6 protein-coding genes, 9 tRNA genes, 5 rRNA genes and 1 pseudogene are annotated in these 17,813 nt (G+C 44.5%); all 21 read left to right on the forward strand.

What is annotated here, in order from left to right:
* Positions 1-11 precede the first annotated feature (11 nt).
* The 21 genes and pseudogenes from CUC15_RS00440 (at position 12) to CUC15_RS00540 (ending at position 17,728) form a co-directional block, all read left to right on the forward strand.
* Positions 12-2,929, forward strand: a 23S ribosomal RNA gene (locus CUC15_RS00440).
* A gap of 123 nt (positions 2,930-3,052) precedes the next feature.
* A 5S ribosomal RNA gene (gene rrf, locus CUC15_RS00445) occupies positions 3,053-3,168 on the forward strand.
* 13 nt (positions 3,169-3,181) lie between these two features.
* A tRNA-Val gene (locus tag CUC15_RS00450) sits at positions 3,182-3,257 on the forward strand.
* Between the two features lie 4 nt (positions 3,258-3,261).
* A tRNA-Thr gene (locus CUC15_RS00455) sits at positions 3,262-3,337 on the forward strand.
* A gap of 34 nt (positions 3,338-3,371) precedes the next feature.
* Positions 3,372-3,447, forward strand: a tRNA-Lys gene (locus CUC15_RS00460).
* Positions 3,448-3,453: 6 nt separating this feature from the next.
* A tRNA-Leu gene (locus tag CUC15_RS00465) sits at positions 3,454-3,538 on the forward strand.
* A 16-nt stretch (positions 3,539-3,554) separates the two neighbouring features.
* A tRNA-Gly gene (locus CUC15_RS00470) sits at positions 3,555-3,629 on the forward strand.
* Between the two features lie 7 nt (positions 3,630-3,636).
* A tRNA-Leu gene (locus tag CUC15_RS00475) sits at positions 3,637-3,725 on the forward strand.
* A 3-nt stretch (positions 3,726-3,728) separates the two neighbouring features.
* A tRNA-Arg gene (locus CUC15_RS00480) sits at positions 3,729-3,805 on the forward strand.
* A 7-nt stretch (positions 3,806-3,812) separates the two neighbouring features.
* Positions 3,813-3,889: transfer RNA gene (locus CUC15_RS00485), tRNA-Pro, on the forward strand.
* Between the two features lie 13 nt (positions 3,890-3,902).
* Positions 3,903-3,978 (forward strand) — tRNA-Ala (locus CUC15_RS00490).
* 216 nt (positions 3,979-4,194) lie between these two features.
* Positions 4,195-5,759 (forward strand): 16S ribosomal RNA (locus CUC15_RS00495).
* A 184-nt stretch (positions 5,760-5,943) separates the two neighbouring features.
* A 23S ribosomal RNA gene (locus CUC15_RS00500) occupies positions 5,944-8,861 on the forward strand.
* 123 nt (positions 8,862-8,984) lie between these two features.
* Positions 8,985-9,100, forward strand: a 5S ribosomal RNA gene (gene rrf, locus CUC15_RS00505).
* Together the 16S, 23S and 5S rRNA genes with 9 tRNA genes alongside form the textbook arrangement of a ribosomal RNA operon.
* Positions 9,101-9,384: 284 nt before the next feature.
* Complete coding sequence (locus tag CUC15_RS00510) at positions 9,385-10,086, forward strand: MgtC/SapB family protein (RefSeq protein ID WP_242985912.1); 702 nt, start codon at positions 9,385-9,387, stop codon at positions 10,084-10,086.
* Between the two features lie 234 nt (positions 10,087-10,320).
* Complete coding sequence (locus CUC15_RS00515) at positions 10,321-10,782, forward strand: CtsR family transcriptional regulator (RefSeq protein WP_114914864.1); 462 nt, start codon at positions 10,321-10,323, stop codon at positions 10,780-10,782.
* A gap of 78 nt (positions 10,783-10,860) precedes the next feature.
* Positions 10,861-11,412: a protein-arginine kinase activator protein McsA gene (gene mcsA, locus CUC15_RS00520; RefSeq protein ID WP_114914865.1), complete on the forward strand. Its 552-nt coding sequence runs from the start codon at positions 10,861-10,863 to the stop codon at positions 11,410-11,412.
* Complete coding sequence (mcsB, locus tag CUC15_RS00525; RefSeq protein WP_114914866.1) at positions 11,409-12,473, forward strand: protein-arginine kinase McsB; 1,065 nt, start codon at positions 11,409-11,411, stop codon at positions 12,471-12,473. Before mcsA ends, mcsB begins: the two co-directional genes overlap by 4 nt.
* 13 nt (positions 12,474-12,486) lie before the next feature.
* On the forward strand, positions 12,487-14,922 hold the full coding sequence (gene clpC / locus CUC15_RS00530) for an ATP-dependent protease ATP-binding subunit ClpC (RefSeq protein WP_114914867.1): 2,436 nt from the start codon (positions 12,487-12,489) through the stop codon (positions 14,920-14,922).
* 223 nt (positions 14,923-15,145) lie between these two features.
* Positions 15,146-16,518, forward strand: a pseudogene (gene radA / locus CUC15_RS00535) (DNA repair protein RadA).
* A gap of 115 nt (positions 16,519-16,633) precedes the next feature.
* Positions 16,634-17,728 (forward strand): PIN/TRAM domain-containing protein, encoded by a 1,095-nt coding sequence (locus CUC15_RS00540; RefSeq protein ID WP_114918341.1) that lies wholly within the window; start codon positions 16,634-16,636, stop codon positions 17,726-17,728.
* Positions 17,729-17,813: the final 85 nt, after the last annotated feature.

Here is a 17,813-nt window from a genome sequence, read left to right on the forward strand (position 1 = left end):
TTTACTAACTTAGTTAAGTGAATAAGGGCGCACGGTGGATGCCTTGGCACTAGGAGCCGATGAAGGACGGGACTAACACCGATATGCCTCGGGGAGTTGTACGTAAACTTTGATCCGAGGATTTCCGAATGGGGAAACCCGCTGTTCGTAATGGGACAGTACCATTATCTGAATACATAGGATAATGGAGGCAGACCCGGGGAACTGAAACATCTCAGTACCCGGAGGAAGAGAAAGCAAATGCGATTTCCTGAGTAGCGGCGAGCGAAACGGAATTAGCCCAAACCAGAAAGCTTGCTTTCTGGGGTTGTAGGACACTCCTTTGGAGTTACAAAAGAATTCTTTAGACGAATCGATCTGGAAAGGTCAGCCATAGCGGGTAACAGCCCTGTAGTCGAAAAGGAATTCTCTCCGGAGTGTATCCTGAGTACGGCGGAACACGAGAAATTCCGTCGGAATCCGGGAGGACCATCTCCCAAGGCTAAATACTCCCTAGTGACCGATAGTGAACCAGTACCGTGAGGGAAAGGTGAAAAGCACCCCGGAAGGGGAGTGAAATAGTACCTGAAACCGTGTGCCTACAAGTAGTCGAAGCCCGTTAATGGGTGACGGCGTACCTTTTGTAGAATGGACCGGCGAGTTACGATCGTATGCAAGGTTAAGTGGAAGACACGGAGCCGCAGCGAAAGCGAGTCTGAATAGGGCGTTTATAGTATGCGGTCGTAGACCCGAAACCGTGTGATCTACCCATGTCCAGGGTGAAGGTCAGGTAACACTGACTGGAGGCCCGAACCCACGTATGTTGAAAAATGCGGGGATGAGGTGTGGGTAGGGGTGAAATGCCAATCGAACACGGAGATAGCTGGTTCTCTCCGAAATAGCTTTAGGGCTAGCCTCAAGCATTGAGTATTGGAGGTAGAGCACTGATTGAACTAGGGGCCCTCACCGGGTTACCGAATTCAGTCAAACTCCGAATGCCAATTACTTCAGCTTGGGAGTCAGACTATGGGTGATAAGGTTCATAGTCGAAAGGGAAACAGCCCAGACCGCCAGCTAAGGTCCCAAAGTATACGTTAAGTGGAAAAGGATGTGGAGTTGCCCAGACAACCAGGATGTTGGCTCAGAAGCAGCCATCATTTAAAGAGTGCGTAATAGCTCACTGGTCGAGTGACTCTGCGCCGAAAATGTACCGGGGCTAAACGTATCACCGAAGCTGCGGATTGTTCTTCGAACAATGGTAGGAGAGCGTTCTAAGTGCTGTGAAGTCAGACCGTGAGGACTGGTGGAGCGCTTAGAAGTGAGAATGCCGGTATGAGTAGCGAAAAAAGAGTGAGAATCTCTTTCACCGAATGCCTAAGGTTTCCTGAGGAAGGCTCGTCCTCTCAGGGTTAGTCGGGACCTAAGCCGAGGCCGAAAGGCGTAGGCGATGGACAACAGGTTGATATTCCTGTACCACCTCATGATTGTTTGAGCGATGGGGGGACGCAGTAGGATAAGGAATGCGCACCGATGGATGTGTGCGCCCAAGCAGTGAGAAAGTTGGATAGGCAAATCCGTTCAACAATTTCAAGCTGTGATGGGGAGGGAAATTAGTACCGAAGTTCCTGATTTCACACTGCCAAGAAAAGCCTCTAGTTAGATCATAGGTGCCCGTACCGCAAACCGACACAGGTAGGCGAGGAGAGAATCCTAAGGTGAGCGGGAGAACTCTCGTTAAGGAACTCGGCAAAATGACCCCGTAACTTCGGGAGAAGGGGTGCTTCATTAACATGGAGCCGCAGTGAATAGGCCCAAGCGACTGTTTAGCAAAAACACAGGTCTCTGCGAAGCCGAAAGGCGAAGTATAGGGGCTGACACCTGCCCGGTGCTGGAAGGTTAAGGGGAAGTGTTAGCACTTCGGTGCGAAGCATAGAACCGAAGCCCCAGTAAACGGCGGCCGTAACTATAACGGTCCTAAGGTAGCGAAATTCCTTGTCGGGTAAGTTCCGACCCGCACGAAAGGTGCAACGACTTGGGCACTGTCTCAACGAGAGACCCGGTGAAATTATACTATGCGTGAAGATGCGCATTACCCGCGACAGGACGGAAAGACCCCGTGGAGCTTTACTGTAGCCTGATATTGAATGTTTGTGCAGCTTGTACAGGATAGGTGGGAGCCGTTGAAGCGTGAGCGCTAGCTTACGTGGAGGCGCCCGTGGGATACCACCCTAGTTGTATGAACCTTCTAACCCAGGACCGTGATCCGGTTCGGAGACAGTGTCAGGCGGGCAGTTTGACTGGGGCGGTCGCCTCCCAAAGAGTAACGGAGGCGCCCAAAGGTTCCCTCAGAATGGTTGGAAATCATTCGTAGAGTGTAAAGGCAGAAGGGAGCTTGACTGCGAGACCTACAAGTCGAGCAGGGACGAAAGTCGGGCTTAGTGATCCGGTGGTTCCGCATGGAAGGGCCATCGCTCAACGGATAAAAGCTACCCCGGGGATAACAGGCTTATCTCCCCCAAGAGTTCACATCGACGGGGAGGTTTGGCACCTCGATGTCGGCTCATCGCATCCTGGGGCTGTAGTCGGTCCCAAGGGTTGGGCTGTTCGCCCATTAAAGCGGTACGCGAGCTGGGTTCAGAACGTCGTGAGACAGTTCGGTCCCTATCCGTCGTGGGCGTTGGAAGTTTGAGAGGAGCTGTCCTTAGTACGAGAGGACCGGGATGGACACACCGCTGGTGTACCAGTTGTTCCGCCAGGAGCATCGCTGGGTAGCTACGTGTGGAAAGGATAAGTGCTGAAAGCATCTAAGCATGAAGCCCCCCTCAAGATGAGACTTCCCATCACTTCGAGTGAGTAAGATCCCTCAGAGACGATGAGGTTGATAGGTTCGGTGTGGAAGCGTGGTGACACGTGGAGCTTACGGATACTAATCGATCGAGGACTTAACTAAATTCTTATTTGATTGTCGTTGACCATTACTCTTATTTAGTTTTTAAGGTATAAATTTAAAAAATACCTTGCATTTTATCTTTAAAACGCATATAATAGTACTTGTCCTAATTTTTTAGGAATGTCTGGTAGTAATAGCGAAGAGGTCACACCTGTTCCCATCCCGAACACAGTAGTTAAGCTCTTCAGCGCCGATGGTAGTTGGGACTTTGTCCCTGCAAGAGTAGGACGCCGCCAGGCGGTTATATGCAATGGAGGATTAGCTCAGCTGGGAGAGCACCTGCCTTACAAGCAGGGGGTCGCAGGTTCGAGCCCTGCATCCTCCACCATTTTGCCGGCCTAGCTCAATTGGTAGAGCAACTGACTTGTAATCAGTAGGTTGGGGGTTCAAGTCCTCTGGCCGGCACCATTGCTTTTAGAAAAAATGGTGCACTTAATAGTATGAGCCATTAGCTCAGTCGGTAGAGCATTTGACTTTTAATCAAAGGGTCGAAGGTTCGAATCCTTCATGGCTCACCATTATTTGCGGGTGTGGCGGAATTGGCAGACGCGCTAGACTTAGGATCTAGTGTCTTCGGACGTGGGGGTTCAAGTCCCTTCACCCGCACCATTTAAATATGCCTTAAGCGGAAGTAGTTCAGTGGTAGAACACCACCTTGCCAAGGTGGGGGTCGCGGGTTCGAATCCCGTCTTCCGCTCCAAGCCCTTGCCGGGGTGGCGGAACTGGCAGACGCACAGGACTTAAAATCCTGCGGTAGGTGACTACCGTACCGGTTCGATTCCGGTCCTCGGCACCATATGCGCCCGTAGCTCAATTGGATAGAGCGTTTGACTACGGATCAAGAGGTTAGGGGTTCGACTCCTCTCGGGCGCGCCATATTTTCCGGGAAGTAGCTCAGCTTGGTAGAGCACTTGGTTTGGGACCAAGGGGTCGCAGGTTCGAATCCTGTCTTCCCGACCATTATTTCCATTACGGGGCCTTAGCTCAGCTGGGAGAGCGCCTGCCTTGCACGCAGGAGGTCAGCGGTTCGATCCCGCTAGGCTCCACCATAAATCAATAATAAAATTGACTTTTAAACTCAATATTTCATGTTGATTTAGTCGCATTTCTAAGCGGCTTTTAATTTGCTCTTTGAAAACTGAACAAAACAACCAGTATGTCAACGAAAAGAAACGTGTTTTCTTTTCAACAAAACAAGAAGGTAACACTTCTTAAAGCTAAGACATTATATGAAATTGATTGGTGTCAATTTCATTTCAAACACTTTATTGGAGAGTTTGATCTTGGCTCAGGACGAACGCTGGCGGCGTGCCTAATACATGCAAGTCGAGCGCAGGAAGCAAGTTGACCCCTTCGGGGTGACGCTTGTGGAATGAGCGGCGGACGGGTGAGTAACACGTGGGCAACCTACCTGTAAGATCGGGATAACTCGCGGAAACGTGAGCTAATACCGGATAACACTTTTCACCTCATGGTGAGAAGATGAAAGGCGGCGCAAGCTGTCACTTACAGATGGGCCCGCGGCGCATTAGCTAGTTGGTGGGGTAATGGCTCACCAAGGCGACGATGCGTAGCCGACCTGAGAGGGTGATCGGCCACACTGGGACTGAGACACGGCCCAGACTCCTACGGGAGGCAGCAGTAGGGAATCTTCCGCAATGGACGAAAGTCTGACGGAGCAACGCCGCGTGAGTGATGAAGGTTTTCGGATCGTAAAACTCTGTTGTTAGGGAAGAACAAGTATGATAGTAACTGATCATGCCTTGACGGTACCTAACCAGAAAGCCACGGCTAACTACGTGCCAGCAGCCGCGGTAATACGTAGGTGGCAAGCGTTGTCCGGAATTATTGGGCGTAAAGCGCTCGCAGGCGGTCTTTTAAGTCTGATGTGAAATCTCGTGGCTTAACCACGAACGGTCATTGGAAACTGGAGGACTTGAGTACAGAAGAGGAGAGTGGAATTCCACGTGTAGCGGTGAAATGCGTAGAGATGTGGAGGAACACCAGTGGCGAAGGCGACTCTCTGGTCTGTAACTGACGCTGAGGAGCGAAAGCGTGGGGAGCGAACAGGATTAGATACCCTGGTAGTCCACGCCGTAAACGATGAGTGCTAGGTGTTAGGGGGTTTCCGCCCCTTAGTGCTGAAGTTAACGCATTAAGCACTCCGCCTGGGGAGTACGGCCGCAAGGCTGAAACTCAAAAGAATTGACGGGGGCCCGCACAAGCGGTGGAGCATGTGGTTTAATTCGAAGCAACGCGAAGAACCTTACCAGGTCTTGACATCCTTTTGCCCTCCCTAGAGATAGGGATTTCCCTTCGGGGACAAAAGTGACAGGTGGTGCATGGTTGTCGTCAGCTCGTGTCGTGAGATGTTGGGTTAAGTCCCGCAACGAGCGCAACCCTTGATCTTAGTTGCCAGCATTTAGTTGGGCACTCTAAGGTGACTGCCGGTGACAAACCGGAGGAAGGTGGGGATGACGTCAAATCATCATGCCCCTTATGACCTGGGCTACACACGTGCTACAATGGATGGAACAAAGGGCTGCAAAACCGCGAGGTCAAGCAAATCCCATAAAACCATTCTCAGTTCGGATTGTAGGCTGCAACTCGCCTACATGAAGCCGGAATCGCTAGTAATCGCGGATCAGCATGCCGCGGTGAATACGTTCCCGGGCCTTGTACACACCGCCCGTCACACCACGAGAGTCGGTAACACCCGAAGTCGGTGAGGTAACCTTTATGGAGCCAGCCGCCGAAGGTGGGACCAATGATTGGGGTGAAGTCGTAACAAGGTAGCCGTATCGGAAGGTGCGGCTGGATCACCTCCTTTCTAAGGAATATTCGGAACGCTATCTTTAAGATAGTAAGGACATACATGGTTGTTTGGTTCAGTTTTGAGAGAGCAAATCTCTCATTTTATACTTTGTACCTTGAAAACTAAATAAGAGTAACAACGACATCAATTTTAAAAATTAAAGCAAGGCTAATAAATTAGTACGCTTATTTACTAACTTAGTTAAGTGAATAAGGGCGCACGGTGGATGCCTTGGCACTAGGAGCCGATGAAGGACGGGACTAACACCGATATGCCTCGGGGAGTTGTACGTAAACTTTGATCCGAGGATTTCCGAATGGGGAAACCCGCTGTTCGTAATGGGACAGTACCATTATCTGAATACATAGGATAATGGAGGCAGACCCGGGGAACTGAAACATCTCAGTACCCGGAGGAAGAGAAAGCAAATGCGATTTCCTGAGTAGCGGCGAGCGAAACGGAATTAGCCCAAACCAGAAAGCTTGCTTTCTGGGGTTGTAGGACACTCCTTTGGAGTTACAAAAGAATTCTTTAGACGAATCGATCTGGAAAGGTCAGCCATAGCGGGTAACAGCCCTGTAGTCGAAAAGGAATTCTCTCCGGAGTGTATCCTGAGTACGGCGGAACACGAGAAATTCCGTCGGAATCCGGGAGGACCATCTCCCAAGGCTAAATACTCCCTAGTGACCGATAGTGAACCAGTACCGTGAGGGAAAGGTGAAAAGCACCCCGGAAGGGGAGTGAAATAGTACCTGAAACCGTGTGCCTACAAGTAGTCGAAGCCCGTTAATGGGTGACGGCGTACCTTTTGTAGAATGGACCGGCGAGTTACGATCGTATGCAAGGTTAAGTGGAAGACACGGAGCCGCAGCGAAAGCGAGTCTGAATAGGGCGTTTATAGTATGCGGTCGTAGACCCGAAACCGTGTGATCTACCCATGTCCAGGGTGAAGGTCAGGTAACACTGACTGGAGGCCCGAACCCACGTATGTTGAAAAATGCGGGGATGAGGTGTGGGTAGGGGTGAAATGCCAATCGAACACGGAGATAGCTGGTTCTCTCCGAAATAGCTTTAGGGCTAGCCTCAAGCATTGAGTATTGGAGGTAGAGCACTGATTGAACTAGGGGCCCTCACCGGGTTACCGAATTCAGTCAAACTCCGAATGCCAATTACTTCAGCTTGGGAGTCAGACTATGGGTGATAAGGTTCATAGTCGAAAGGGAAACAGCCCAGACCGCCAGCTAAGGTCCCAAAGTATACGTTAAGTGGAAAAGGATGTGGAGTTGCCCAGACAACCAGGATGTTGGCTCAGAAGCAGCCATCATTTAAAGAGTGCGTAATAGCTCACTGGTCGAGTGACTCTGCGCCGAAAATGTACCGGGGCTAAACGTATCACCGAAGCTGCGGATTGTTCTTCGAACAATGGTAGGAGAGCGTTCTAAGTGCTGTGAAGTCAGACCGTGAGGACTGGTGGAGCGCTTAGAAGTGAGAATGCCGGTATGAGTAGCGAAAAAAGAGTGAGAATCTCTTTCACCGAATGCCTAAGGTTTCCTGAGGAAGGCTCGTCCTCTCAGGGTTAGTCGGGACCTAAGCCGAGGCCGAAAGGCGTAGGCGATGGACAACAGGTTGATATTCCTGTACCACCTCATGATTGTTTGAGCGATGGGGGGACGCAGTAGGATAAGGAATGCGCACCGATGGATGTGTGCGCCCAAGCAGTGAGAAAGTTGGATAGGCAAATCCGTTCAACAATTTCAAGCTGTGATGGGGAGGGAAATTAGTACCGAAGTTCCTGATTTCACACTGCCAAGAAAAGCCTCTAGTTAGATCATAGGTGCCCGTACCGCAAACCGACACAGGTAGGCGAGGAGAGAATCCTAAGGTGAGCGGGAGAACTCTCGTTAAGGAACTCGGCAAAATGACCCCGTAACTTCGGGAGAAGGGGTGCTTCATTAACATGGAGCCGCAGTGAATAGGCCCAAGCGACTGTTTAGCAAAAACACAGGTCTCTGCGAAGCCGAAAGGCGAAGTATAGGGGCTGACACCTGCCCGGTGCTGGAAGGTTAAGGGGAAGTGTTAGCACTTCGGTGCGAAGCATAGAACCGAAGCCCCAGTAAACGGCGGCCGTAACTATAACGGTCCTAAGGTAGCGAAATTCCTTGTCGGGTAAGTTCCGACCCGCACGAAAGGTGCAACGACTTGGGCACTGTCTCAACGAGAGACCCGGTGAAATTATACTATGCGTGAAGATGCGCATTACCCGCGACAGGACGGAAAGACCCCGTGGAGCTTTACTGTAGCCTGATATTGAATGTTTGTGCAGCTTGTACAGGATAGGTGGGAGCCGTTGAAGCGTGAGCGCTAGCTTACGTGGAGGCGCCCGTGGGATACCACCCTAGTTGTATGAACCTTCTAACCCAGGACCGTGATCCGGTTCGGAGACAGTGTCAGGCGGGCAGTTTGACTGGGGCGGTCGCCTCCCAAAGAGTAACGGAGGCGCCCAAAGGTTCCCTCAGAATGGTTGGAAATCATTCGTAGAGTGTAAAGGCAGAAGGGAGCTTGACTGCGAGACCTACAAGTCGAGCAGGGACGAAAGTCGGGCTTAGTGATCCGGTGGTTCCGCATGGAAGGGCCATCGCTCAACGGATAAAAGCTACCCCGGGGATAACAGGCTTATCTCCCCCAAGAGTTCACATCGACGGGGAGGTTTGGCACCTCGATGTCGGCTCATCGCATCCTGGGGCTGTAGTCGGTCCCAAGGGTTGGGCTGTTCGCCCATTAAAGCGGTACGCGAGCTGGGTTCAGAACGTCGTGAGACAGTTCGGTCCCTATCCGTCGTGGGCGTTGGAAGTTTGAGAGGAGCTGTCCTTAGTACGAGAGGACCGGGATGGACACACCGCTGGTGTACCAGTTGTTCCGCCAGGAGCATCGCTGGGTAGCTACGTGTGGAAAGGATAAGTGCTGAAAGCATCTAAGCATGAAGCCCCCCTCAAGATGAGACTTCCCATCACTTCGAGTGAGTAAGATCCCTCAGAGACGATGAGGTTGATAGGTTCGGTGTGGAAGCGTGGTGACACGTGGAGCTTACGGATACTAATCGATCGAGGACTTAACTAAATTCTTATTTGATTGTCGTTGACCATTACTCTTATTTAGTTTTTAAGGTATAAATTTAAAAAATACCTTGCATTTTATCTTTAAAACGCATATAATAGTACTTGTCCTAATTTTTTAGGAATGTCTGGTAGTAATAGCGAAGAGGTCACACCTGTTCCCATCCCGAACACAGTAGTTAAGCTCTTCAGCGCCGATGGTAGTTGGGACTTTGTCCCTGCAAGAGTAGGACGCCGCCAGGCTAATTTAAAAGTCTAAGATACAAAACTTGTATCTTAGACTTTTTTAATTGGTTATGTTATACGGGTGATTATTCTCTACTCGAATCACCTGCTATAAATTAAGAGGAATTATTATTAAACAAGACAAAGTCGACTATTTAGAATAGGAAAGATATGATATAAAATAGATAATCATTAAGTCATTATCTGGTCTTCTTTGTAACTTCTAGGCATATATATACCTAAATAAATATAGTTGTTAATACATTAGTAGATTTAAATAAAACAGAAAGGAATGCAAGCAATTGGATACATTCTTCCACATAGTATTTGGCGATGATTTTCATATTATTATTATTCGTTTACTTATTGCCCTAGTATTATCGGGGTTAATTGGATTTGAACGAGAACTTAATAATCATTCAGCTGGTTTTCGTACGCATATTCTAGTAGGAGTTGGCTCTTGTCTAATGATGTTAATGTCATTATATGGGTTTGCTTCATTTATAGAGACGTATGATAATGTACGATTTGATCCAGCACGTATACCATCTTATGTTATAAGTGGGATTGGTTTTCTAGGGGCTGGAACTATCATTGTATATGGGGGCACAATTCGTGGTTTAACTACTGCAGCATCCATTTGGACGGTAGCTGGGATTGGTCTAGTAGTAGGAGTCGGCATGTATGGTGCTGCAGCCTTAGCAACATTGATAATTCTAATCAGTTTAATCTTCCTTAATAATTTCGAGAAAATTCTTCCAAGAATACATGTTTCGAGTTTTATCGAAATTATTGTCGAACCAGAATTTGAGATTAAAGATGTTGTCGCTATTGCAGAGAAATTTGGCGAAACGGTAAAAAATATAGAAATAATAAAAATGGAGAGTAACATTAGAAAAATTCAAATTAGATTAATTCATGGAAAGAATAGTGAAAGAATCTCTATGTTAGATGAAATCTCTAAAATTGATTTTGTAAATAATGTTTCAGAACTAGATAAATAACAAAGGATTGTCTTTTACTCTTCTGTATGAATAAAACAATGCATATTTTAAAACAAAACCTTACTTTAGTTACGATGTAGGGTTTTGTTTTTATTTTTTTGTCCACACTAGGTTATAAAATCTATTTGCATCTCCATCATAATTGCGTATAATAAGGATATAGTCAAAGATAGTCAAAGTCAAATAAAGGAATAAATAATAGACTTACTCATACTAACAAGAGGAGATGGGCAGATGAGTAATATTTCAGATGTTATTGAACAGTATTTAAAAAAAGTATTGCAATCTAAGGGACAAAATGCGATTGAAATTAAACGAAGTGAAATTGCAGAATTGTTTCAATGTGTACCTTCCCAAATCAATTATGTAATCAATACGCGTTTTACTGTGGAAAAAGGGTATACAGTAGAAAGTAAGCGTGGTGGTGGTGGATACATTCGAATCATAAGAGTAACACATCAAGATAAATCAGATTTAATAGACGAAATCATTCAGTTGATAAATCCGACCGTGACGCAACGCTCATCATTAGATATACTTGAGCGACTTTTAGAAGAAGAAATAATTTCAAAGCGAGAGGCAAAGCTGATGCTTAGTGCCATTGATCGAACTACACTCGCGTTTAAGCTGCCTCTCCGTGATGAAATACGGGCACGCATATTAACCGCTATGCTTACACAATTAAAATATATGTAGAATGTTTATTCTTGCGAACTATACTAGTAGCGTATAAGATTTTCTTAATGATACAGATTGGTAAAGGGGAGAAGCAAAGTGGAATGCCAAGAATGCCAAGAACGACCAGCCACACTTCATTTTACACAAGTAATTAATGGCAAAAAGAAGGAAATTCATGTTTGTGAGGTCTGTGCGAAAGAGAAAGGTTATTTAACCTATCCTGATGAAACATATTCGTTTCATCATTTATTAACAGATTTAATTAATTTTAATGCATCAAAGATCGATAGTTTAGAAAATAAAACGTTCAAGCAACAAGCACAGGATTTGGCATGTGCCCATTGTGGAATGACATTTTCACAGTTTAAGCAGATTGGAAAATTTGGATGTGCATCCTGTTATGGCACCTTCTCTTCTCGGTTAGATCCTATTTTCCGTCGTGCACATGCAGGGAACACAAAGCATAATGGAAAAGTTCCAAAACGAACAGGGATAGACCTGCAAACCAGGAAACAAATAGAGAGCTATAAAAAGGAGTTACAACATTTAATTGAAACAGAAGCATTTGAAGATGCCGCAGTTATTCGCGACAAAATTAAAGGACTGGAGAGTAATTCAAAGAAATCAGAAGCAGGTGACAAGTCATGAGCTTAGAGCATTTTATCGATGAAGCCATCAGTCCTTGGATGCGTGACGATGGTCCGGAAAGTGACATTGTCTTAAGCAGTCGAATAAGATTAGCGAGAAATTTTGCTGATATACCCTACCCCTTAATTGCAGATGAAGGGAAATTAGAAGAGATACATGATTTTTTCCAAGAAAAATATGAACATCAATCATTTCAGAACCATGAAGAATTTGAATTCATTTCAATAAGTGACCTGACAGGGGTTGAGAAGCATGTCCTAGTCGAGAAGCACTTAATTAGCCCTCATTTAGTAAAGTATAGTGATGAGGCTGCAGCTCTTATCTCACAAAATGAGCAAATATCCGTAATGATAAATGAAGAAGATCATCTCCGGATTCAACTCTATTATCCAGGATTACAATTGGGGAAAGCATTGGAAGATGCATTTGCTTTTGACGATTGGCTGGAGGAGAAAGTTGACTATGCATTTGATGAAATGCGAGGATATTTAACTTGTTGTCCTACAAATGTTGGTACAGGGTTACGCGCCTCTGTAATGATGCATTTGCCGGGATTGACAATGACGAAGCAGATTAATCGAATCATACCAGCGATTAACCAATTAGGTTTTGTGGTAAGAGGTATATATGGTGAGGGCAGTGAAGCGTTAGGTAATATATTTCAGGTTTCCAATCAGATTACGCTAGGTAAATCGGAAGAAGATATTGTGAGTGACTTAGAGAGTATTGTGAATCAATTAATTGGACATGAACGAAACGCTCGCAGCATACTTATGAAACAATCTGAATTAACACTGGAAGATCGTATTTATCGTTCTTATGGTGTTTTAGAATATAGTCGCATCATCAATGCAACAGAGGCAGCTAGATGCATCTCAAACGTGCGATTAGGAATAGATTTAGGTATTATTAAACATACATCAAGAAATATACTTAACGAACTTATGGTACTTATTCAACCAGGATTCTTACAGCATTTTGCTAAGAAAAACTTAACAGCTAATGAGCGTGATGTGCTTCGTGCATCACTCATCCGAGAACGATTAGAATTAGAGAAATAGGAGGGAATCAATTATGATGTTTGGACGTTTTACAGAAAAAGCGCAGAAAGTATTAGCTTTATCTCAAGAAGAAGCTGTACGCCTTGGACATACGAATATTGGTACAGAGCATATTCTCTTAGGTCTTGTTCGAGAAGGCGAGGGTATCGCGGCGAAAGCATTGCAATCATTAGGATTGGAAGTTCCAAAAATCCAAGAGGAAGTGGAAAAGTTAATTGGTGTAGGCAAACAGCAGATGCAAACTATTCATTACACACCTCGAGCGAAGAAGGTCGTCGAGCTATCTCAAGATGAAGCGCGAAAATTAGGCCATTCTTATGTAGGTACAGAACATATTTTACTAGGACTAATTCGAGAAGGCGAAGGGGTAGCTGCTCGCGTGTTGAATAACTTAGGCGTTAGCTTAAATAAAGCGCGCCAGCAAGTACTGCAGCTTTTAGGGAGCAATGAATCTCAAGCTGGTCGCCAAGGACGAAATGGACAGCAACAATCAAATGCAAATACACCAACACTTGATTCCTTGGCAAGAGATTTAACGCAAAGCGCGAAAGACGGGAAAATTGATCCTGTTATTGGCCGTGCAAAGGAAATTGAGCGCGTGATTCAAATACTTAGTCGTCGCACCAAGAATAACCCGGTTTTAATCGGGGAGCCTGGTGTGGGTAAAACAGCAGTCGCAGAGGGACTCGCACAGCAAATTATCGATAATGAAGTTCCAGAAACGTTGCGTGATAAACGAGTAATGACCCTTGATATGGGTACTGTTGTTGCAGGTACGAAATATCGTGGTGAATTTGAAGATCGTTTGAAGAAGGTGATGGAGGAAATTCGCCAAGCCGGAAATGTCATTCTATTCATTGATGAGCTGCATACGTTAATTGGTGCAGGTGGAGCAGAGGGTGCAATTGATGCATCCAATATTTTGAAACCTTCTCTTGCACGTGGAGAATTACAATGTATTGGTGCAACAACGCTTGATGAGTATCGTAAATATATTGAAAAAGATGCAGCATTAGAGCGCAGGTTCCAGCCAATTACAGTGGATGAGCCAACATTAGAAGAAACAATCCAAATCTTAAATGGCCTTCGTGATCGCTATGAGGCACATCACCGTGTTTCAATTACAGACGAAGCGATCGAAGCAGCTGCAACCCTTTCAGATAGATATATTACCGATCGTTTCTTACCAGACAAGGCGATTGATTTAATTGATGAGGCGGGATCTAAAGTACGTTTGCGTTCATATACGATTCCACCAAATTTAAAAGAATTAGAGCAAAAGCTTGAAGAAGTACGAAAAGAAAAAGATGCAGCAGTACAAAGCCAGGAATTTGAAAAGGCAGCATCATTACGTGACTCTGAGCAGCGTTTCCGTGAAGAAGTAGAAGCGACGAAGCAAGAGTGGAAGGAAAAACAAGGGCAAACTGATTCCGAAGTGACAATGGAGGATATTGCAAGTGTTGTATCCATTTGGACTGGAGTTCCAGTTTCCAAGCTAACGAAGGATGAAACGAAACGCCTTCTAAATATGGAAGAAACATTGCATGAACGTGTGATTGGTCAAGAAGAGGCAGTGGATGCAGTAGCCAAAGCAATCCGCCGAGCACGTGCTGGCTTAAAGGATCCAAAACGTCCAATTGGTTCATTTATTTTCTTAGGCCCAACTGGTGTTGGTAAAACGGAACTTGCACGTGCACTTGCAGAAGTGATGTTCGCTGATGAAGATGCGATGATTCGTATCGATATGTCGGAATATATGGAGCGGCACTCAACGTCTCGTCTTGTTGGTTCGCCTCCAGGATATGTAGGCTACGATGAAGGTGGTCAGCTTACGGAAAAAGTACGAAGAAAGCCATACTCTGTAGTTCTCCTAGATGAAATCGAGAAGGCTCATCCAGAAGTATTTAATATTCTACTGCAAGTACTAGAAGATGGCCGACTAACAGATTCGAAGGGCCGTGTTGTTGATTTCCGCAACACTGTGATTATCATGACATCTAACGTTGGTGCAAGTGAATTGAAACAGAATAAATATGTTGGGTTTAATCTCGGAGACGAAACACAAGATTATAAAGATATGAAATCTAAAGTGATGGATGAATTGAAAAAGGTATTCCGTCCTGAATTTTTAAACCGTATTGACGAAACCATCGTGTTCCATTCCTTAGAGAAGAAACACATGAAAAATATTGTTGTATTAATGATCAAGCAGCTGCAACAGCGCTTGAAGGAACAGGAGATTGACTTTGCTCTTACGGATAAAGCAGTTGAAAAGATTGCTAATGAAGGATTTGACCCTGAATATGGTGCACGTCCATTACGTCGGTCAATTCAAAAGAACATTGAAGATTTATTATCTGAAGAGCTTCTTAAAGGAACAATTTCAATCGGTGAGAAAGTAAAGGTCGGACTGAATAACAAAGGTGACTTTATTATTCTTGCACAATAACTTAATATCAATCCCGATGATTACGATACAAAGCTAGAAGAGATCCATCTTCTAGCTTTTCCTAAAGGTTTAGCTAATTTCGACAAATACCCATCAACAATAGCCTTAATAGCAATGAGTTGTGGCAAAAATGAGGAAGATTGACTATTAATTTGATAGAATTCTGTAACCTATAGATTGTAAAAAAGGTTTACAATAGATAGAGAGGAAAGGGACGAGAAATTTGGCAAAACGCAAAACTAAGTTTGTCTGTCAGGATTGTGGCTACGAGTCACCGAAATGGATGGGAAAATGTCCTGGCTGTAATAATTGGAATACACTGGTTGAAGAGACAGAATCAACGACAACTAGGGGGAATCATGCCTTTAGAGGTGTCACGAAAATAAATAGTAAACCAGAGAGTATTACTGCAATTGAATCGGAGAAGGAACCACGGGTAACAACATCGATGAAGGAGTTCAATCGAGTTCTCGGTGGTGGGATTGTTCTTGGCTCGCTAGTATTAATTGGCGGTGACCCTGGTATTGGAAAATCAACCCTGTTATTACAGATTTCTTCTCAGTTAGCTGAAAAACAGCTGCCCGTATTGTACATATCAGGTGAGGAGTCCACACGTCAGACAAAGCTCAGAGCAGATCGCCTTGGAATTAAAGCAGATTTATTATATGTTTTATCGGAAACGAATTTATTTGATATAACGAAGCAAATCGAAGAAATTAAACCTTCATTTGTTGTCATAGATTCGATTCAAACAATCTATCGTGAAGAGATATCAAGTGCCCCTGGAAGTGTTTCACAGGTTCGAGAATGTACGGGTGAGCTAATGCGTATTGCAAAGTCGATGGGTATCCCTATCTTTATTGTTGGCCATGTAACGAAAGAAGGGGCCATTGCTGGACCGAGGTTGCTCGAGCATATGGTAGATGCGGTTCTCTACTTTGAAGGGGAAAGGCACCATGTTTATCGAATTTTACGTAGTGTTAAAAATCGTTTCGGTTCTACAAATGAAATGGGTATTTTTGAGATGAAAGAAGAAGGACTCAGGGAAGTAATGAATCCCTCAGAGATATTTCTGGAAGAACGATCGGAAGGGTCAGCCGGTTCAACAGTAGTTGCCTCGATGGAGGGGACGAGACCGATTCTTGTTGAAATCCAAGCATTAATATCTCCGTCTAGCTTTGGAAATCCTCGAAGAATGGCTACGGGCATCGATCATAATCGCGTTCCATTGTTAATGGCTGTTTTGGAAAAACGTGTTGGTATGATGTTGCAGAATCAGGATGCATACATTAAAGTAACTGGCGGTGTTAAGCTGGATGAGCCAGCAATTGATTTGGCACTTGTCGTTAGCATCGCTTCAAGCTTCCGTGATCGCTCAACGAGACCGGATGATATCTTTATCGGTGAAGTTGGCTTAACTGGTGAAATAAGACGTGTCTCTCGAATTGAGCAGCGGGTACAAGAAGCGGCAAAGCTTGGATTTAAACGTGTGATTTGTCCAAATAATAATTTAGATGGCTGGACCCCCCGAAGAATATTCAGGTAATCGGTGTGAACACTGTTCAAGAGGCACTAGACGCAGGAATTGGACAGTAAATTTGCTAATTAAAGCATGAAATTACCAGTCTTAATATATAATCAGCGTTTTCTCTTTTTCCAAAGGTTAATTTATAAAAATAAAGGCAATAATATAAAGTAGGAGGTGATAATGGTGCTAAAAATAATTGTAAATTTATTTTTTATTGTTTTAGGAGCAACAGCAGGGTATTTATATGTTCCAGATATTCTTAGTTTATTAGGTGTTTCAGCAGATAGTTGGTTCACATCACCATATGTGGGCATGGTATTAGGTGCAATCGTATTCTTCCTTATCTCTTATTGGTTAGCGGACTATATTGTAAACTTCTTAAAATGGATAGAGGATGCACTTATAAAATTACCAGCAGTGGATTTAATGTTTGGTAGTTTAGGATTAATCATAGGATTGGTCATAGCATACTTTTTCACAATACCATTACAAGATATTCGGATTGAAATTGTCTCGCAAATATTACCGCTCTTTATTACCATTTTACTTGGTTATTTTGGATTCCAAGTCGGCTTCCGGCGAAGGGATGAATTTTTCAACCTATTAAAAACGAATAAAAGGGAAAAGAGAAAATCTATCGATGGTCAAGATGTGGAAGAAGCGACTGGCTCAAGAGCAAAAATACTAGATACCAGTGTAATCATTGATGGGCGTATCGCTGATATTTGTCAAACGAACTTTTTAGAAGGAACGCTCATTATACCGCAATTTGTTTTAGGTGAATTGCAGCATATTGCCGATTCTTCGGATGCTTTAAAACGAAATCGCGGACGTCGGGGATTGGATGTCTTAAATCGAATTCAGAAGGATTTACCAATCAAGGTAGAGATTTATAATGGTGATTTTGAGGAGATTCAGGAAGTAGACAGTAAGCTCATTAAGCTTGCAAAAGTTATCGATGGAGTTGTTGTAACGAACGACTTTAATCTGAATAAAGTATGTGATCTTCAAGGTGTAAGTGTGCTAAACATAAATGATTTAGCGAATGCAGTGAAACCTGTTGTATTGCCTGGAGAAGAATTAGTTGTACAGGTAATTAAAGATGGGAAAGAGCATAATCAGGGTGTTGCTTATTTAGATGATGGTACGATGATCGTAGTAGAAGAAGGCAGGGACTATATCGGTCAAACGATTGAAGTTCTAATCACTAGTGTATTGCAAACATCTGCAGGTCGTATGATTTTTGCAAAACCAAAATTACTTGAAAAAGCACAGTAAAAAGGGTATAACTTATAGAGGATAGAGTATTAAAGTGATAACAGTATATGTTATCACTTTTCTTATTAATAATAGTAATATGCAG

It is taken from the genome of Oceanobacillus zhaokaii, from assembly GCF_003352005.1.
In the GTDB taxonomy this organism is placed as follows: domain Bacteria; phylum Bacillota; class Bacilli; order Bacillales; family Amphibacillaceae; genus Oceanobacillus; species Oceanobacillus zhaokaii.